The 18,842-nt window shown below is 71.6% G+C and carries 15 protein-coding genes; 9 read left to right on the top strand and 6 right to left on the bottom strand.

The window, feature by feature from the left end; genetic code table 11:
- Positions 1-270 precede the first annotated feature (270 nt).
- Entirely contained in the window at positions 271-1,377 is a 1,107-nt protein-coding gene (locus tag ACFVYF_RS34525) for a pyridoxal-phosphate dependent enzyme (RefSeq protein WP_389461806.1), read from the bottom strand.
- Between the two features lie 225 nt (positions 1,378-1,602).
- Between ACFVYF_RS34525 and ACFVYF_RS34520 the strand changes: the two genes are divergently transcribed.
- From ACFVYF_RS34520 to ACFVYF_RS34490, 7 genes are all read left to right on the top strand, one after another.
- The gene (locus ACFVYF_RS34520) at positions 1,603-3,171 is read left to right on the top strand and encodes a S8 family serine peptidase (RefSeq protein ID WP_389461804.1); all 1,569 of its coding nucleotides are present in this window, start codon (positions 1,603-1,605) and stop codon (positions 3,169-3,171) included.
- A 287-nt stretch (positions 3,172-3,458) separates the two neighbouring features.
- A complete protein-coding gene (locus ACFVYF_RS34515) occupies positions 3,459-4,712 on the top strand; it encodes a DUF4190 domain-containing protein (protein ID WP_389461802.1) in 1,254 nt (417 codons plus the stop codon).
- Positions 4,713-4,859: 147 nt separating this feature from the next.
- A complete protein-coding gene (locus ACFVYF_RS34510; protein ID WP_389461800.1) occupies positions 4,860-5,612 on the top strand; it encodes a GntR family transcriptional regulator in 753 nt (250 codons plus the stop codon).
- 306 nt (positions 5,613-5,918) lie between these two features.
- Positions 5,919-6,101, top strand: a complete 183-nt coding sequence (locus tag ACFVYF_RS34505) for an SPOR domain-containing protein (protein WP_389461798.1) — start codon at positions 5,919-5,921, stop codon at positions 6,099-6,101.
- 78 nt (positions 6,102-6,179) lie between these two features.
- The gene (locus tag ACFVYF_RS34500) at positions 6,180-6,644 is read left to right on the top strand and encodes a (deoxy)nucleoside triphosphate pyrophosphohydrolase (protein WP_389461796.1); all 465 of its coding nucleotides are present in this window, start codon (positions 6,180-6,182) and stop codon (positions 6,642-6,644) included.
- A 185-nt stretch (positions 6,645-6,829) separates the two neighbouring features.
- On the top strand, positions 6,830-7,261 hold the full coding sequence (locus ACFVYF_RS34495; RefSeq protein WP_389461794.1) for an ATP-binding protein: 432 nt from the start codon (positions 6,830-6,832) through the stop codon (positions 7,259-7,261).
- A 326-nt stretch (positions 7,262-7,587) separates the two neighbouring features.
- Positions 7,588-10,212 carry a SpoIIE family protein phosphatase gene (locus ACFVYF_RS34490; protein WP_389461792.1) on the top strand — a complete coding sequence of 875 codons (2,625 nt, stop codon included), beginning with the start codon at positions 7,588-7,590 and terminating at the stop codon, positions 10,210-10,212.
- A gap of 2 nt (positions 10,213-10,214) precedes the next feature.
- Here the strand turns inward: ACFVYF_RS34490 and ACFVYF_RS34485 are convergent, their stop codons facing one another.
- Positions 10,215-10,862 carry a hypothetical protein gene (locus tag ACFVYF_RS34485; RefSeq protein WP_389461790.1) on the bottom strand — a complete coding sequence of 216 codons (648 nt, stop codon included), beginning with the start codon at positions 10,860-10,862 and terminating at the stop codon, positions 10,215-10,217.
- 105 nt (positions 10,863-10,967) lie between these two features.
- Between ACFVYF_RS34485 and ACFVYF_RS34480 the strand changes: the two genes are divergently transcribed.
- Complete coding sequence (locus tag ACFVYF_RS34480) at positions 10,968-12,233, top strand: hypothetical protein (RefSeq protein ID WP_389461788.1); 1,266 nt, start codon at positions 10,968-10,970, stop codon at positions 12,231-12,233.
- A gap of 43 nt (positions 12,234-12,276) precedes the next feature.
- On the opposite strand, the gene ACFVYF_RS34475 is transcribed toward ACFVYF_RS34480, so the two are convergent.
- Genes ACFVYF_RS34475 through ACFVYF_RS34460 form a run of 4 tightly spaced genes read right to left on the bottom strand, consistent with a single transcriptional unit; the run spans position 12,277 to position 16,114 of the window.
- Positions 12,277-13,047, bottom strand: coding sequence for a succinate dehydrogenase/fumarate reductase iron-sulfur subunit (locus tag ACFVYF_RS34475; RefSeq protein WP_389461786.1), 771 nt, complete (start codon positions 13,045-13,047; stop codon positions 12,277-12,279).
- Complete coding sequence (locus tag ACFVYF_RS34470; RefSeq protein WP_389461785.1) at positions 13,044-14,987, bottom strand: fumarate reductase/succinate dehydrogenase flavoprotein subunit; 1,944 nt, start codon at positions 14,985-14,987, stop codon at positions 13,044-13,046. The genes ACFVYF_RS34475 and ACFVYF_RS34470 overlap by 4 nt, the downstream gene beginning before the upstream one ends.
- A complete protein-coding gene (locus ACFVYF_RS34465) occupies positions 14,987-15,808 on the bottom strand; it encodes a hypothetical protein (RefSeq protein WP_389461783.1) in 822 nt (273 codons plus the stop codon). Before ACFVYF_RS34465 ends, ACFVYF_RS34470 begins: the two co-directional genes overlap by 1 nt.
- Before the next feature lie 18 nt (positions 15,809-15,826).
- Positions 15,827-16,114, bottom strand: a complete 288-nt coding sequence (locus tag ACFVYF_RS34460) for a hypothetical protein (protein ID WP_389461781.1) — start codon at positions 16,112-16,114, stop codon at positions 15,827-15,829.
- Positions 16,115-16,541: 427 nt separating this feature from the next.
- Here ACFVYF_RS34460 and ACFVYF_RS34455 point away from each other — a divergent pair, with 427 nt between their 5' ends.
- On the top strand, positions 16,542-18,782 hold the full coding sequence (locus ACFVYF_RS34455; RefSeq protein WP_389461779.1) for an ABC transporter family substrate-binding protein: 2,241 nt from the start codon (positions 16,542-16,544) through the stop codon (positions 18,780-18,782).
- Positions 18,783-18,842: the final 60 nt, after the last annotated feature.

Below are 18,842 nucleotides of genomic sequence, written 5' to 3'. Positions count from 1 at the left end.
TGTCCCGCCTTGGGGCTCCGCCCCAGACCCCGCTCCTCAATCGCCGGAGGGGCTGATTCTTGCCCCGGTCCTGGGAGCCGGACGGGCTGATTTCTGCCCCCGGTCCTGGGAGCCGGACGGGCTGAATCTGCCCCCGGTCCTAGGAGCCGGACGGGCTGATTCCTGCCCCCGGTCCTGGGAGCCGGACGGGCTGAATTTTTCCGCGGCCCCGAGCGCCGGACGGGCTGGATTTTGCCGCGGCCCCGAGCGCCGGACGGGCTGAGTCCCCGGCTACGGCTGCGCCAACCCCGTCTTCGCCCCCGCCCCGCACAACGGCACCACCGCGGTGCGCTCGCCGAGGGCGCCTTCGCGGACGGCGGCCCAGCAGGCGGTGCCGGTCGACTCGACGTAGAGGCCGCGGGAGGCCAGGTCCATTTGGGCGTGGCGGATCTGGTCCTCGGTGACGGTCAGGAAGGTGCCGCCCGACTCGCGGACCGCGCGGAGGATCTGGCGGGCGCGTGGGGGGCGGGGGATGGCGATGCCCTCGGCGAAGGTGGGGGCCGTCGCGGTGGCGCCGACCAGGTCGTCCGCGCCCTGTGCCCAGGCGTGGGCCAGCGGCGCGACCGCGGCGGCCTGGACGGCGTAGAGGGCGGGGCGCCGGTCGATGAGCCCGGCGGCATGCAGCTCGGCGACGGCGAGGGCGGCGCCGAGGAGCAGGGTGCCGTTGCCGACGGGGACGACGATCACCTCGGGGAGCCGTCCGCCGAGGTCCTCCCAGAGCTCGTGGACGTAGGTCTTCGTGCCGTGCAGGAAGTAGGGGTTGAAGACGTGCGAGGCGTAGAAGGTCTCGGGGTCGTCAGCGGCCTCCCGCGCGGCGGCCGCGGCGGCCTCCCGGTCCCCGTCGACGACCCGCAGCCGCGCCCCGTGCGCCCCGATCTGCTCCAGCTTCTTCGGGGAGGTGCCCTCGGGGACGTACACGGTGCAGGGCAGCGCGGCCCGTGCGCAGTACGCGGCGATCGCCGTGCCCGCGTTGCCGCTGCTGTCGGCGATCACCTGCCGGGGCCCGAGCCGCAGCGCCAGCTCGGCCAGCAGCACGGCGCCGCGGTCCTTGAACGACAGGGTCGGCATCAGAAAATCCAGCTTGGCCGAGATGCCCTCGCGCAGCGGCACCACGGGGGTGCGGCCCTCGCCGAGGCTGACCGTCGGCGCCGCCAGCGGCAGGCTCTCCGCGTACCGCCACAGTGAATTGACCCGTCCCGCAAGGGATTTGAGGCTCGCCGGGGTGGGGGAGAAGTCCAGATCGAGCGGGCCGCCGCAGGCCGGGCAGCACCAGGCGAGCGAGTCGGTGGGGACGCGCGTGCCGTCCGCGGGGCAGAAACAATCCGGCAAGAGAGTCATGCCCGCAGGTTAGATGGACGGTTTGGTGACGTTGTGTCATGACGGGCCTATGGCACTCGCGTTACGCCCCCGCAGGGCCCTTGTGCAATTCCTGTGGAGGCCTCAATCTTTCGGCTGACGCACAGGGGCCCCACAGCGAACTCAGAGCCACTTGGCATGCCCCTGTCGTCTCGGTTCGTGCACCATCCCCCACCAGCGCACCACCGATTGAGGAGGATCCCTCAGATGGCAGTGATGCGTCATACCCGCCGAAGACTGGCCGGAACAGGAACCGCGGCCCTCGTCCTCGGCCTCGGTCTCGTCTCCGCACTCCCCGCGCACGCGGCGGCCGACCGCGAGGGCCGCGTCCAGTACGCCGGCGCGGCCAACGCGGTCGCGAACAGCTACATCGTGACCCTCGACGCGAGCGCCGCGAAGTCGACCTCGGCCCAGGGCAAGGCCCTGGCCAAGGAGTACGGCGCCAAGATCGAGCGCACGTACAAGAAGGCCCTGAACGGCTACGCGGTCGAGGCCACCCCGACAGAGGCGAAACGGTTCGCCGCCGACCCGGCCGTCGCCTCCGTGGTCCAGAACCGCACCTTCCACCTCGCCGCGACCCAGACCAGCCCGCCCTCCTGGGGCCTGGACCGCATCGACCAGAAGAACCTGCCGCTGGACAGCAAGTACACCTACCCGGACTCGGCCGGGCAGGGCGTGACCGCGTACATCGTCGACACCGGCGTACGCATCACCCACAGCGACTTCGGCGGCCGGGCCTTCTACGGCTACGACGCCATCGACAACGACAACACCGCGCAGGACGGCCACGGCCACGGCACGCATGTGGCGGGCACGGTGGCCGGCACCCTGCACGGCGTCGCCAAGAAGGCGAAGATCGTCGCCGTCCGGGTGCTCGACAACTCCGGTTCCGGCACGACCGCCCAGGTCGTCGCGGGCATCGACTGGGTCGCCCAGAACCACAGCGGCCCGTCCGTCGCCAACATGTCGCTCGGCGGCGGCGCCGACAGCGCGCTCGACACGGCCGTCCGCAACGCCATCGCCTCCGGCGTCACCTTCGCGGTCGCGGCCGGCAACGACAACGCCAATGCCTCCAACTACTCGCCCGCCCGCGTCAGTGAGGCCATCACCGTCGGCTCGACCACGTCCACCGACGCGCGCTCCAGCTTCTCCAACTTCGGCACCGTCCTGGACATCTTCGCCCCGGGCTCCTCGATCACGTCCTCGTGGAACACCAGCGACACGGCCACGAACACCATCTCCGGTACGTCGATGGCGACACCGCACGTGACCGGTGCGGCGGCGCTCTATCTGGCGGACCACCCCGGCTCCACCCCCGCGCAGGTCGCCTCCGGCCTGGTCGCCGCCGCCTCCACCGGCGTCGTCACCGGCCCCGGCACCGGCTCGCCCAACCGCCTCCTGAACGTCGGCAGCGGTACGACGACCCCGCCCGGCTCGCGCTTCGAGAACACCGGTGACTACGCGATCAACGACAACGCCACGGTCGAGTCGCCGGTCACCGTCAGCGGTGTCACCGGCAACGCGCCGGCGGCCCTGTCCGTCGAGGTCCACATCGTGCACACGTACATCGGCGACCTCCAGGTCCAGCTGGTCGCGCCCGACGGCTCGGCGTACACGCTCAAGGCGTACGGGACCGGCGGCGGTTCGGACAACATCAACACCACGTACTCCGTGAACGCCTCCTCCGAGGTGGCCAACGGCACGTGGAAGCTGCGGGTCAGCGACAACGCGGCGGTCGACACCGGGAAGATCGACTCCTGGGCGCTGCAGTTCTGACCGAAGGCCGGCAACCGAGGGCCAGTAACCACCAGTAACCAAAGGCCAATAGCCGAACGTCGTCCTCGCGGCGGGCCGTGACCCGGCCCGCCGCGGGGACCGGCCGCGAGGGCGCCCGAATCGTCGCCTTCGCGGCCCGCGTTCCCCCTCCGCCTGCTCCGCGCTTACGATGCGCCCAGCCGTACGACGTCCGTACGGTGGTCGTACGGACGTCCGCAGCGCCGTACGCCGGTTCCCTACACCGCCGTACGGCCGTTCCGTACACCTGGACGAGGAGCAAGGCGCCAGTGGCCATACCCCCGCCCCCCGGGCCCGAGCAGTCCCCGGATCCGTACGGGCAGCCGTACCCGCAAGCACCGCAGTCCCCGGATCCGTACGCGCAGCCGTACCCGCAGGCACCGCAGTCCCAGGGCTCGTACCAGCAGCCCTATCCGGTGCAGGGGCCGTACCGGACGTGGGGCCAGGGCTATTCGCCGTACAACCGCCCGTCGCCCGTCAACGGGCTCGCGATCGCGGCTCTCGTCCTCGGCATCCTCTGCTTCCTGCCCGCCGTCGGGCTGATCCTCGGGGTCATCGCGCTGGCGCAGATCAAGAAGCGGGGCGAGCGGGGCAGGGGCATGGCGGTGGGCGGCATCGTGATGTCGTCGATCGGTGTCCTGCTGCTCGTGCTCACCTTCGCCGGCGGCGGCGCCCGCGACTTCTGGGACGGATTCCAGGACGCGGCGGACGACGCGGGCGGCGGAGTCACCTTCTCCGTCGACAAGGGCGAGTGCTTCAACACGCCGGGCGGCTCTCTCGAAGGCATGGCGTACGACGTCGACCGGGTGTCGTGCGCGGGTGAGCACGACGCCGAGGTGTTCGCGAACTTCTCGATGCCGGCGGGCGGTTACCCCGGCGACAGCAAGGTCACCGACGTCGCCGACACGAAGTGCTTCACCCTCCAGGACCAGTACGCCATGGACTACTGGGCCGTCCCGGACGACGTGGACGTCTACTACTTCACGCCCACCCGGCAGAGCTGGAAGCTGGGCGACCGCGAGATCACCTGCATGTTCGGCAACACGGACGAGACGGCGAGCCTGAAGGGTTCCCTGCGCAACGACGCCTCGACGCTCGACGCGGACCAGGTCGCCTATCTGAAGGCGGCGCACGTCCTGAACGCGGCGATGGACACGGCGCCCGACGAGGAGTACGTCGAGGACGACCTGCCGGGTCACAAGGAGTGGGCGACCAGGATGTCGGACGCGCTCGAGGAGCAGGCCGGCCTGCTGCGCGACCACTCCTTCGCCCCGGCCGCCGAGAAGCCCGTGGCCGCCCTGGTCAAGGACATCGAGGCGGCGCGCAAGGAGTGGGCAGCGGCGGCGGAGGCATCGGACGCGGACGCCTTCTACCCCCACTACGAGAAGGGCTCGAAGCTCATCGACCCGGCCCGGGCGGTCACCGCACGCAAGGCTCTGGGCCTCGCCACCACCCCGCCGGCGTACGACGAGGACGGCGGCGGCGAGGACGGCGGGGGAGGCGGTACCGGCGCCGAGGTGTGACGGCCGCTATAGCGGGGAGAAAGTGCCTGCGTAAAGCCCCCGCCCCGTACAAGTCATCACATCGAGTGATTCTCTGGCCTTTGCTTGCATGGGACAACCCACGGTTGCCAGGCTGTTGCTGTCTGTACAACCTGATGGGAGTGGCCAGTGACTTTCGGTGAGCAGCCGGCCTACCTGCGCGTCGCGGGTGATCTCCGCAAGAAGATCGTCGACGGTTCGCTGCCACCGCACACCCGGCTCCCGTCCCAGGCCAGAATCCGCGAGGAGTACGGCGTCTCGGACACCGTGGCGCTGGAGGCGCGCAAGGTGCTGATGGCGGAGGGCCTGGTCGAGGGCCGTTCCGGGTCCGGCACCTATGTGCGGGAGCGGCCGGTGCCGCGCCGGGTCGCCCGCTCCGGGTACCGCCCGGACAGCGGCGCGACCCCGTTCCGCCAGGAGCAGGCCGACGCCTCCGCGCGCGGCACCTGGGAGTCGCACAGCGAGCAGGCCGAGGCCAGTCACGGGATCGCCGAGCGCCTGGCCATCCGGCCCGGCGACCGGGTGATGTGCACCAAGTACGTGTTCCGGGACGCGGGCGAGGCGATGATGCTCTCCACCTCCTGGGAGCCCCTCGCCGTCACCGGGCGTACGCCGGTGATGCTTCCCGAGGAAGGCCCCCTCGGCGGCATGGGCGTCGTCGAGCGCATGGCGGCCATCGACGTGATCGTGGACAACGTGACGGAGGAGGTCGGCGCCCGCCCCGGCCTCGCCGAGGAACTCCACGCGCTGGGCGGCGTACCCGGCCACGTGGTCGTGGTCGTCCAGCGGACGTACTTCGCCTCGGGGCGACCGGTCGAGACGGCCGACGTGGTCGTCCCGGCGGACCGCTACCGAGTGGCGTACCACCTGCCCGTCAAATAGCGGCGCCGGCCGCCCGTGGCCCGCGAAGTGGCGCCGGGTGCAAGGCAGTTGGATTCCGGACGTTCTCGTACGTTGTGTCCGTGCGCCCTGCCGCGTCCCATGCCTCCTGTTCGGCGGACGGGCGTTGGTGTGCCGACGGCGCGTCCGGCGTCGTGCGCCCCCTGCGTCATGGCCGGTTGCGTACCTCTTTGTGAAATCCCGTATTCGCTGCGTGAAGGTAAGGCGTAGGCTCGGGCATATGCGGATTGCGGTTTCCTTAGTGGGCGGGGCGCAGCGCAGCCCGGGGGCGGGAAGCGGAGGGGCGCGATGAACGACGGCACGACCACTCTCCCCTGGCTCGTCGTCCGGCAGGACGACAACGGCAATCGCTACCGCGTGGGCAGGTACGCGACCCGCGCCGAGGCCCAGAAAATCGCGGACAGTCTCGACGACCGCGGACACAAGCAGCTCTACTGGGTCGAGCGGATCGGGCAGAACGGAACCAGGTGATCCGACGCCGGATCCGGCCCCGCCACCGGACGTTCCGGCCCGCCGACAGCCCCGCACCGCTCCCGTAGGCTCCCGTCCATGACGGAACGGATCGTGGTGGTCGGAGCCGCCCTCCTGAGCGACGGACGCCTCCTCGCCGCGCGCCGCAGTGCGCCCCCCGAACTGGCGGGCCGCTGGGAGCTGCCCGGCGGCAAGGTCGAGCCCGGCGAGGCCCCCGAAGCGGCCCTCGTGCGTGAGCTGCGCGAGGAGCTCGGCGTCGAGGCGGAACCGGTCGAGCGCGTCCCGGGGGAGTGGCCCCTGAAGCCCGGCTACGTGCTGCGGGTCTGGACCGCCCGCCTCCTCTCCGGCCGGCCCGAGCCCCTCCAGGACCATGACGAGCTGCGCTGGCTGACCCCCGGCGAGATCTGGGACGTCGACTGGCTGGACCAGGACGTCCCCGCCGTGCGCGCCACCCTCGCGGGGTGGGGCGCCGGCACGGGCGCCGGTGCCGGGACCGGCAGCGGCACGGATTCCGTGCCGGGTGCGGCAGGCCGGCGGCCGTAGCGTTCGACGCCTCCGGCTGCCCGGGTCCGGCGCGGCGGAGGCGGGGGCCGGGGCGTGGGGCGCGTGTGAGGTCCGGGGCCGCCGTCTCGTACGCCGTTCGTGCCGTTCGTGCCACAGTGCGCCCGCGGGGGCGGTAAAGGACCCCGGATATCGGGTATGTGCCCATTAACCCCACGAAAGCGGACATGGGTGGGCTTCTGGCCTGGGAAGTGATCGGCGTGCTCCACACCGAAGGCGAATGCGCCGAGTGGACCTTTCCCGCGGAGCCGGGCGCCGTACGCACCGCTCGCGCACTGGTCCGGACCCAGCTCGGCACCTGGGGCCTCGACGGTCTCAGCGATATCACCGCGCTGCTGGTCAGCGAGCTGGTGACCAACTCCCTGCGGCATGCCACGGGCCCCATCGGCGTCCGTCTGACGCGCCCCGCCGACGTCCCGGACGCCCTGCTGGTCGAGGTCTCCGACCCGCTCCCCGACCCGCCCCGGGAGCGCGCCGCCGACGCGGACGACGAGAGCGGCCGCGGCCTCCAGCTGGTGGCGGGCTCCTCGCGCCGCTGGGGGACCCGGCCCGGCGACTCGGGCAAGACGGTCTGGTTCGAGCTGGTGGTCCCCGGATGACGCGGGGTGTGCGGCGGGGAGTGCGGGCGCGTTTACGGCGCGCATGGGCGTCCTGCGCGCGGGCACCCGACCCTGCGCGCGGGCGTATGGGACGCCCACCTGGGGTGGATCGAAAAGATCCGGCCAGTGACTCCGACTGGAGTCTTTGATTCGACGACGCCCCACCTGGTTAGAAGACTGGGAGTATGTGCCGGCCGGTCCAAAAACCATCGGGACCGTGCTGTGATCGTGAACACCGTGTTGTGCGGCGCCGTAGTGCTGGATACTGCGGGCAGCCGCCCCCGGTGACCGGTGCCGGACGCGGTGAGCTGGAGGGGACGGTTCGCGTGAGCGAGATACCAGCGAAGGCCACGGGGTCCGAGGACCCGTCGGACGGTCCGAGGGCCGACGCCGTGGGCGCGGTTCCGCCCGTCGTGTCCGCGGGGCCCACGGGCGACGCGGAGAGTGCGGGCGACGCCATGTGGCAGAGCAGCCCACCCGGCTCGATCTACGACTACATCAAGGTCGCGTCGTTCTCCATCGGCCCTGACGGGCTCGTCGACCAGTGGAGCAAGCGGGCCGAGCTGATCTTCGGCATCACCGCCGAGCAGGCCGTCGGCATGGATCCCATCGACGCGTTCGTCGCCGACGACCAGCGCGACCGGGGCCACCGCAAGATGGCCGAGATCCTGGACGGCCGGGAGTGGACCGGAGTGGTCCCCTTCCGTATGCCGTCGCCCGAGGAGGGCGGCACCGGGGCCGAGGGTCTCGCCGAGGTCTATGTGATGCCCACCACGACCGAGGACGGCGAGCGGGCCGCCGTGTGCATCGTCGTGGATGTCCGCACCCTGCGCCGGATCGAGACGGACCTTGCCGCTTCGCAGGCGATTTTCGGTCAATCTCCGTTCGGTTTCCTGCTGATCGACACCGACCTGCGGATCCGCCGGGCCAACGAGCGCTTCGCCTCCGTCTTCGGCGGGACGGTCGACGACCACCGCGGCCGTACCGTCCACGACTATCTGCCGCGCGCGGAGGCCGAGCGCGTCGCCGCGACCCTGCGCCGCGTCCTGGAGACCGGCAACTCCATCACGGACATGCACGTCACGGGCCGGGCGCCGGACTCCGACGAGCGCCGCCACTGGTCGATCAACCTCTACCGGGTGCACAGCGGCACCGGCCGGCCCATCGGCATCGCCTGGCTCGGCACCGACATCACCAGCCGCCGCGCCGCCGCCCGCGAAGCCGCCGCCGCCCGGCGCAACCTGGCCCTCCTGAACGAGGCCGGCGCCCGCATCGGCAACTCCCTCGACCTGGAGACCACCGCCCGCGAACTCCTCGACGTCGTCGTCCCCGGCTTCTGCGACCTCGCGACCGTCGACCTCTACCAAGGACTCCTGGCCGGCGACGAGGCACCGCCCGGGATGGCCGACGGAAGCGCCGAGCTGCGCCGGGTCGCCTTCTCCAGCGCCGTCTCCGACACCCCCTTCGTCGGCGGGCCCGCGCCCGTCGCCGTCGGCGCGGTCCACCACTACTCCTTCAACTCGCCGTGCGCCGACGCCCTGCGCACCGCGCGGCCCCAGTACCTCCCCGCCGAGGAGGGCGGACTCATCCAGTCCACGCTGGCCGTGCCGATGGTCGCGCACGACACGGTCGTGGGCCTGGTGCAGTTCTCCCGGACGAAGGGCAGCGAGCCGTTCGGCGAACGCGACCGGGCTCTCGCGGTGGAGCTCGCCGCCCGCGCCGCGGTCTGTATCGACAACGCCCGCCTGTACCGCCGCGAACACGAGCGGGCCCTGATCCTGCAGCGGTCCCTGCTGCCGCCGGGCGACCCGGAGGCCTCGGGACTGGACATCGCCTGCCGCTATCTCCCGGGCAACGCGGCCACCGAGGTCGGCGGCGACTGGTTCGACGTCATCGAACTCCCCGGACACCGCACCGCGCTGGTCGTCGGCGACGTGATGGGCCGCGGTCTGCGCGCCGCCGTCGCCATGGGTGAACTCCGCACCGCCGTACGCACCTTGGCGCTGCTCGATCTCGAACCGGCCGAGGTGCTCTCGGCGTTGGACGAGATCGCCCGCGGACTCGGTACGCCCGGCGGGGTCCAGCAGGCCACGCGCGCGGCCCGCCAGCCACGCGACGCCGATCTCTCCGAGGTCTACCTCGCCACCTGCGTGTACGCGGTCTACGACTCCGTCACCCGCCGGTGCACGTTCGCCAACGCGGGCCATCTGCCGCCGGTGCTGGTCGAACCCGGCGAGGCCGCGCTGATGCTCGACGTGCCGCCGGGCATGCCGCTCGGTGTCGGCGGCGAGCCCTTCGAGGAGGTCGAGGTCGAGCTTCCGGAAGGTGCTCTGCTGGCGCTCTACACGGATGGACTGGTCGAATCGCGCGACCATCCCCTCGACGAGGGCCTCCAGGCGTTCGTCGGAGCGCTCACGGACCCCTCGAGCCCGCTGGAGGACGTCTGCGACCACGTCCTCAGCACCCTCGACACGCACCACGGCGAGGACGACATCGCGCTGCTGATGGCCCGTGTCCAGGGGCTGCCCGCCGATTCCGTCGGCGACTGGACGCTGCCGCGCGAGCCGCGCAGCGTGGGCCGCGCCCGTGAGTACGCCCGCGTCCAGCTGCAGGCGTGGGACCTGGAACCGCTGGTCGACACGGCGGAGCTGCTGGTCAGTGAACTGGTGACGAACGCCCTCCGCTACGGCGAGGGCGAGATCAGACTGCGGCTGCTGCTCGACCGGACGCTGGTGTGCGAGGTCTGGGACGCGGGACTCGTGCAGCCGCGCCGGCGCCGGGCGCGCGACACGGACGAGGGCGGGCGGGGCCTCCAGCTCGTCGGGCTGCTGTCCGCCTCCTGGGGCTCCCGGCGTACGCCTCGCGGCAAGACGGTCTGGTTCGAACTCCCGCTGCCCGACGGGGAGACGGGCCTCGCCGACCCGGCCGAGGCGCTGCTGAGCCTGTTCTGACGTCAGTCCCCCGGACGGGGGTGACGGGGGCGGTGGGGGCTTTCCACGCTGTCCGGGGCGTCCGGGGCCTCGGAGGCGACGGAATCCCGGCCGCGGTCGGGCCCCGGTGCCGGGCCGGTCGGGTCCGCCGCCACTGCCGGCACGCTCGGTTCTGCCGGTCCTGACGGCTGTGTCGCCTCTGTCGCCTCTGTCGCCTCTGTTGGCTCTGTTGGCTCTGTCGGCTCGGCGGAGTCGTCGGCGGTCGCGTTCCGGGGTGGGGCCCCGCCGGGAGTCGTACGCGTATGGGCGCGCCGCTTGCGTCGCAGATAGCTGTACGCCGCCAGCGTGCCCGCGGCCACGGCCGCCACCAGGGGCAGCGCGAGGTCGCCGGTGGACGTCTCGTCCTCGGCCGGTGCGGCGCGGGTGGCGTCGGTACGGACGCCCGGTCCGGCCGGGTCCGTCCCGCCGGCCGGCGGTGACAGGGGCGCACCGGATATGGAGGTCCTCAGCCCGTCGGCCGACCGGTTCACGGGATCGTCCGCACTGGCCGCGGCGATCGGCGCCACCAGCCAGCCGACCGCCACCAGCATCCCGAACACGGCATGCGCCACCCGCACGCCTATGTGCGACGCCGCTCGGCGCGAGCGGCTGCGGTTCGGAGGCGACGTCACATTTGGGAGCGTATGACCGCATGCACGCCCGCGCGACCGGGATGCGCCAAAGGGCCGCCGCCTAAGGTACGGAGGGTTCACAGGGGTACCGGAGGGGCGTGGGGGATGAACACGGGGCGGGAAGAATCCGAGGCGGGGCAGCAGGGGGAAGGGGCGGCGGCGGAGCACCGAGGGGGTGAGCCGGTGCCGGAGGCAGTGGGCTCCCCGGAGTCCCCGGAGTCCCCGGAGTCCCCGGAGTCCCCGGAGTCCCCGGAGTCCCCGGAGTCCCCGGAGTCCCCGGAGCCCGAAGAGGCGGCCGAGCCCGGTGCGATACCGCGGCGCGGGCCCGCGTGGGTCGGTCGCGTCCGCCGGTCGTGGCGGCGGCCCGCACTGCGGTGGCCCAAGCGGATCGCCCTCGCGCTCGTCCTGGTCCTCGTGCTGCCGACGCTGGCGGCCGGTGTCGCCCTGCGCGTCAACTACGCCGGCGACCCGGCATCCGGCACCCGGACCAGAGACCGGGACGCGATCTGGCTGGGCCACGCCTGGGTCGACGGGCGGAAGCGGGACGCGGACGTCGTGGCCCTCGCGGAGCGGCTGCGCGCGACCGGCATCCGGGACCTGTACGTGCACGCGGGACCGTTGGAGCACGATGGAACGCTGCCCAAGTCCGCGTACCCGGAAGCACGTTGGCTGATCGGGGCCGTCCACCGCGAGCTGCCCGGCGTACGCGTGCAGGCCTGGCTCGGCGACGAGCTGGCGACCGAGGGGCCGGTCGGGCTGCGTCTTGAGCGCGCGGACACCCGGGCCGCAGTGGTCCGTTCCACCCGGCAGATCCTCGCGGCCGGCTTCGACGGCGCCCACTTCGACCTGGAGCCGCTGCACTCGGACGACCGGAACTACCTCGCCCTCCTCGACGATCTGCACCGAGTCACCCGGGCCGCGGGCGTCCCGCTCTCCGTCGCCGCCCACCAGATCGACCCGTTGCCGGCGGCGCACTCCATCAGGGGCACCCTCTCGGGACACCCCAAGTGGTGGTCCCAGGCGTACTTCGGCCAAGTCGCGCGCCGCGTCGACCAGATCGCCGTCATGTCGTACGACACGGCCATGCCGCTGGAGAGCCTCTACGGCGGCTACGTCGCCCAGCAGACGTCCCTGGCGCTCGAAGTCACCCCGGAATCAACGGACTTGCTGATGGGGCTGCCCTTCTACTACGAGGACAACCTGAGTCACCACGGAGGCGCCGAGACGGTCCCGGCAGCGGTCCGCGGTGTGCGCCTGGGCCTGTCCCGCACCGACCGCACGCGCGAACGCTTCGGTGTCGCCCTGTACGTGGACTTCGCGGCACGGGAGAAGGACTGGACGGCGTACCAGGAGGGCTGGGCCGTCCGTTGACCCTCCCGCGCAGAGCGGCCCCGCCTCCCGCTGAGCCCCAGCCCTACGGCTGCCGCCGCCTGATCTTCGACCCCAGCCACACCAGCGGGTCGTACTTGCGGTCGACCGCGCGTTCCTTCAGCGGGATCAGGGCGTTGTCCGTGATCTTGATGCCTTCGGGGCAGACCTCCGTGCAGCACTTGGTGATGTTGCAGTAGCCGAGGCCGTGTTCGTCCTGGGCGGTGCGCTTGCGGTCCAGGCCGGAGTCGGCGGCCGCGTCCAGGGGATGCATGTCGAGTTCGGCGACCCGCATCAGGAAGCGGGGTCCGGCGAACGCCGGCTTGTTCTCCTCGTGGTCACGGACGACATGGCAGGTGTCCTGGCACAGGAAGCACTCGATGCACTTGCGGAACTCCTGGGAGCGGTCCACGTCCTCCTGCTGCATCCGGTACTCGCCCGGACCCACGCCGGCCGGCGGCACGAAGGCCGGCACCTCCCGGGCCTTGGCGTAGTTGAAGCCGACGTTCGTCACCAGGTCGCGGATGACCGGGAAGGCGCGCAGCGGGGTGACGGTGATCGTCTCCTCCCGGGTGAACACCGACATCCGCGTCATGCACAGCAGTCGCGGCCGTCCGTTGATCTCCGCCGAGCACGAACCGCACTTGCCGGCCTTGCAGTTCCAGCGCACGGCCAGGTCGGGTGCCTGGGTCGCCTGGAGGCGGTGGATGATGTCCAGCACCACCTCACCGTCGTTGACCTCGACCCCGAAGTCCTCCAGGCCGCCGCCCTGCACGTCCCCGCGCCACACCTTGAAGCGGGCCTCGTAGCTGCTCACTCGTAGAGCTCCTCTTCGGCGAGGTACTTGACCAGCTCCTCTTTCTCGAAGAGGGCCAGCAGGTCGGGACGGATGGGCTCGGTGGTCTCGCGGACGAGGTCGATCTGACCGCGTACCGGATCCGTGGCGGCCAGCCCGCCCGTCGGATCGGTCAGTTGGCACAGCAGGTTGACCCGGCGCCAGGTGCGGTCCATCGCCGGGTGGTCCTCGCGGGTGTGGCCGCCGCGGGACTCGGTGCGCTCCAGCGCGGCCCGGGCGACGCACTCGCTGACGAGGAGCATGTTGCGCAGGTCCAGGGCGAGGTGCCAGCCGGGGTTGAACTGCCGGTGCCCCTCCACCCCCGCCCGGCGGGCGCGCACCCGCAGATCCGCCAGCTTCTCCAGGGCCTGTGCCATCTCGCCCTCGCGCCGGATGATGCCGACCAGGTCGTTCATCGTCTGCTGGAGCTCCTGATGGAGGGTGTACGGGTTCTCCGGCGGACGCCCGTTCCCCTGGCCCGGCTCGGGGCCTTCCGCGGAGAAGGGCCGCAGCGCCTCCGCGGCCGCCGTGTCGATCTGGACGTCGTCCACGGCGGGACGTGCCCCGGTGAGCCCGGTGGCGTGCTCGGCCGCGTGCAGGCCCGCCCGGCGCCCGAAGACCAGCAGGTCGGACAGCGAGTTGCCGCCGAGCCGGTTGGAGCCGTGCATACCGCCGGCGACCTCACCGGCCGCGTACAGCCCCGGCACCCCGCGCGCGGCCGCCGTGTCCGACTCGACCGCGATGCCGCCCATCACGTAGTGACAGGTTGGGCCGACCTCCATCGCCTCGGCGGTGATGTCGACGTCCGCCAGCTCCTTGAACTGGTGGTACATGGACGGGAGCCGGCGCCGGATCACCTCGGCCGGCATCCGGGTCGAGACGTCCAGGAAGACACCGCCGTGCGGGGAGCCGCGGCCCGCCTTCACCTCGGAGTTGATGGCGCGCGCGACCTCGTCGCGGGGGAGCAGTTCGGGGGGACGCCGGTTGCGGTCCGGATCCTCGTACCAGCGGTCGCCCTCCTCCTCGGACTGCGCGTACTTCTCCTTGAAGACGTCGGGGATGTAGTCGAACATGAAGCGTTTTCCGTCGGAGTTCCTGAGCACTCCGCCGTCGCCGCGCACCGACTCGGTGACGAGGATGCCCTTCACGGACGGCGGCCAGACCATGCCCGTCGGGTGGAACTGCACGAACTCCATGTTCAGCAGGGGCGCTCCGGCGAGCAGCGCGAGCGCGTGTCCGTCGCCCGTGTACTCCCACGAGTTCGACGTCACCTTGAAGGACTTGCCGATGCCACCGGTGGCGATCACCACGGAAGGCGCTTCGAGGACGAAGAAACGACCCGACTCGCGCTCGTAGCAGAACGCGCCGGCGACCCGGCTGCCGTCCTTCAGGACCCGGGTGACCGTGCACTCCTGATACACCTTCAGACGGCTCTCGTAGTCACCCGTCTCCTTCATGTCCTCCTGCTGGAGGGCCACGATCTTCTGCTGGAGGGTCCGGATCAGTTCGAGCCCCGTGCGGTCGCCGACATGCGCCAGCCGCGGGTACTCGTGCCCGCCGAAGTTGCGCTGCGAGATCCGCCCGTCCCCGGTGCGGTCGAAGAGGGCGCCCCAGGTCTCCAACTCCCATACGCGGTCCGGGGCTTCCTGGGCATGCAGCTCGGCCATGCGCCACTGGTTCAGGAACTTCCCGCCGCGCATGGTGTCGCGGAAGTGCACCTGCCAGTTGTCGCCGGAGTTGACGTTGCCCATGGCGGCCGCGATGCCGCCCTCGGCCATCACCGTGTGCGCCTTGCCGAACAGCGACTTGCAGATCACGGCCGTACGCGCGCCGCGTTCCCGTGCCTCGATGGCCGCCCTGAGCCCGGCGCCCCCGGCCCCGACCACGACGACGTCCCACTCCTGGCGGTCCACAACGGCCATCAGAAAAACCTCGGATCGTCAAAGGCGCCGGACGCGACCAGGTACACGTAGAAGTCGGCGAGCGCCACGCTCACCAACGACGCCCAGGCGAGCAGCATGTGACGGGCATTCAGCTTCCCGACCCACTGCCACATCCGGTAGCGCACGGGATGCTTGGAGAAGTGCTTCAGCTTCCCGCCGACGATGTGCCGGCAGGAGTGGCACGAGAGGGTGTACAGCCAGATCAGCGTGATGTTGAGCAGGAAGACCAGGGTGCCGAGCCCCATGTGTCCCCACTGGTACTCCTCGTTGCGGAAGGAGAGCACGGTGTCGTACGTCAGGATGCCGGCGACGACGATGGCCGCGTAGAAGAAGTACCGGTGGATGTTCTGGAGCACCAGCGGGAAGCGGGTCTCGCCGGTGTACTTCTTGTGCGGCTCCGCGACCGCGCAGGCCGGCGGGCTCGCCCAGAAACCGCGGTAGTAGGCCTTGCGGTAGTAGTAGCAGGTCAGCCGGAAGCCGAGCGGGAAGATCAGGATGAGGATGGCGGGGGAGATGCCCCACCAGCTCCCGAAGAGGTCCGCGTTGGGCCCGGAGTGCATGGTCTGGCACCGCTCGGCCAGACACGGCGAGTAGAACGGCGACACGTACGGGGCCGAGTAGTAGTCCGTGTCCGCGAAGGCCCGCCACGTCGAGTAGACGATGAAGGCCAGCAGCCCGGCCGCGGTGACGGCGGGCGCCAGCCACCAGCGGTCGGTCCGCAGATGCGGGGCGGTGATCGCGGCGCGCGTACCGGCCCGTACGCCGCCGCTGTTCGGATGGGGTTCCGTGCCAGTGGTCAACTGTTGCTCCGGTCGGGGTCAGGGGGCATGCCGGTCGCGGGCGCCGAGTCCCTCGTCGTCCGAGTCGGTCCACAGAGAGCTGTCGTACGGGGTGTCGGGGATCGAGACCAGGTCGGGGCGGCGGGGTGCTGCCAGGCCCGGTGCGGCCTCGCGCAGCAGCGCGACGCTTTCCCGCAGGTGGTCGGCATCGGTGCGGACCCGGCGCATTTCCAGGCCGCCGCCTATCTGCTGTTCCAGGCGCCCCACCGACCTGTGGAGGTCGTCGAGGCAGCGCTGTACTGACGTCAAGTCGTCGTGCACGGACATGACTTGCCCTCACTTCCACGGGCCCTGCGGCCCAAGGCGGCAACGTTCATGCGCCTGCGAGTGTCGCGCGTCACACGAGCCCCTGTGAAGGGATCTGCACGGATTCCCGGCTCGCACCCCTCAGAACGCGCCTCCCGCACGCTCCGCGTGCGCGGGGGCTGCCGCCGGTCTCCTCAATCGACGGAGGGGCTGGATTCAGCCCGTCCGGCGTTCGAGGACGAGCGCGTCAGCGCGATACGCGGGTCCGGGGGCGGAGCCCATTGCGCCGCACGGGTGGGCTTGGGGAGTGTCCCCGCCGTGTCGCCGCGCCCCGGCGCCGCCCCTCCCCTTCAGTGGCTGCATAGATCTGATCAGCTCCATATACCGCCAAACGTGATCAGAGCCGACCCTGCCCCCATAGCGGAGCGGTGACCCGGAGGTTGCAGTGATGTCCCACGACGGCGTCGGACTGCGCGCGGTAATGCGCTCGGTCGCGTTTCTCACCGCGGGCGCACTCGCGGTGCCCGCCCTCGCCGCGTGCAGCGCGGAGGACGAGGCGGGCAAGCCCGTCGCCGGGCAGGACATCGCGCCCGCCGGCCGTGACCAGATCGCCGACGGCGGCACACTGCGCTGGGCCGTGGACGCCGTACCGGAGACGCTGAACGCCTTCCAGGCGGACGCCGACCCCGCGACCTCCCGGATCGCCGGCGCCGTGCTGCCCTCCATGTACCGGCTCGACGCCATGGGCCGCCCGGTGCGCAACGCCGACTTCCTGGAGTCGGCCAAGGTCGTCGACCGCGACCCCAAGCAGGTCGTGCTCTACAAGCTCAACCAGCAGGCGGTCTGGAGCAACGGCCGCGAGATCGGCGCCGCCGACTTCGTCGCCCAGTGGCGTGCCCTGTCCGGCAAGGACACCTCGTACTGGACGGCGCGCAACGCCGGCTACGACCGCATCGAGAAGATCGAGCGCGGCGCCAACAACCTGGAGGTCAGAGTCACCTTCAGCCGCCCGTACGCCGACTGGAAGTCGCTGTTCTCACCGCTGTACCCGAAGGACGTCACCGGCACCCCGGACGCCTTCAACGACGGCGCCCGCCGCAAGCTGAAGGTCACCGCGGGCCCCTTCGCGCTGGACAAGGTCGACCGCAAGGACGGCGATGTGACCCTCACCCGCAACCCGCGCTGGTGGGGCCGTCCGGCCAAGGTGTCCGAGCTGGTGCTGCGCGCCGTACCCCGGGACCAGCGGGCCGCCGCCCTCGCCGCCGACAAGGTCGACCTGGCCGAGATCGACCCGGAGGAGGCCCGGCGGATCACCGTCGCCGGCGGCGCCAAGGGCAGTACCGCGCTGCGGAGCCCCAGCGCAGGCAGCACCCCCGCCAAGGCGCTGCGCTCGTGGGCCGTGGCGAACGGCTCCGACGAGAAGGCCGCCGCCAAGGAGTACCGCGCCCGCAAGAAGGAGCGGAAGGCGGCCTCGAAGGACGCGGCCCGGCAGTCGGCGCTGCGTGATTTCGTGGTCCGCAAGTCACTCGAACCGGCCTTCACCCAGCTCGCGCTCAACGGCTCCGAGGGCCCGCTCGCCGATGAACGCGTCCGCCGTGCCGTCGCCCGCGCGATCGACCGGAAGGAGCTGGCCCGGCTGGTGCTCCAGCCGCTGGGCCTGCCCGCCGTACCGGTCGGCAGCCACCTCGCACTCTCGGGCCAGCGGGCGTACGCCGACAACAGTGGTGCCCTCGGCGGCCAGGACACCGCCGAGGCACAGGCGCTGCTCGCCGACGCCGGCTGGGTGCCCGGCGGCCCGGTCAAGGAGGAGAAGAAGGGCGGGAAGGCGGCCGGGTCCGAGGGGAAGAAGTCCGACGACGACACCGGCTCGGGCGACGACGGTACGTACATCGTCGGTGAGGACAACAAGTCCGCGCACCGGCTCTCCGAGGCCGACCGGGAGAAGAAGAAGGACCCCAAGGACCATTCGAAGGGCCGCAAGGAGCACGCGAAGGAGAAGCCGCAGCGCGCGGATGAGCAGGCCGGCAAGCAGTACCTGCACCGGCCCGTGGAGCAGGGCGCCGCGCCGGGCGCGTACGCCCCGAAGGGCACGGCCGCGCCGGCGAACGCCGCGGCCGGCGCGCTCGCCAAGGACGGCAAGCCGCTGACCCTGCGTTTCGTGCTCCCCTCGGGCCCCGGCTCGGAGTCGCTGCGGACCGTCGGCGACCGGATCGCCAAGATGCTGGACCGCGTCGGGATCCGTACGGAGATCTCGAAGGTCTCCGACGACAGCTACTTCAAGGACCACATCGCGTCCGGCCAGTACGACCTGGCCCTGTACTCGTGGCCCGCCTCCGCCTTCCCCGCCACCGACGCCCGGCCCATCTACGCCAAGCCGGTCCCCGCGGCCGACGGCTCCCTGAACGTCGAGCAGAACTACACCCGGGTCGGCACCGACCAGGTCGACCAGCTCTTCGACCAGGCGATCGCCGAGCTCGACGAGGGCGAGTCGCGGTCCCTGGTGCGCAAGGCCGACGCCCGGATCTGGGCCTCGGCAGGATCGATTCCCCTCTACCAGCGCCCCCAGCTGACGGCGGCCCGGCCGAACCTCGCCAACGCCGGCGCCTTCGGCTTCCAGAGCCCTGTCTACGAGGACATGGGCTTCCTGAAAAAGGGCGTGAAGCCCTCGGCGGCCCCGTCGCAGAAGTGAGCTCGGGGCGCCGGAAGCGCCCTCCTGGACCGGCCCGCGTGGCCCTGCGGAGGCCTCCTC

This window comes from Streptomyces sp. NPDC058274 (genome assembly GCF_042881375.1).
Lineage (GTDB): Bacteria > Actinomycetota > Actinomycetes > Streptomycetales > Streptomycetaceae > Streptomyces.
This window is presented reverse-complemented; position numbering and strand designations above follow the sequence as displayed.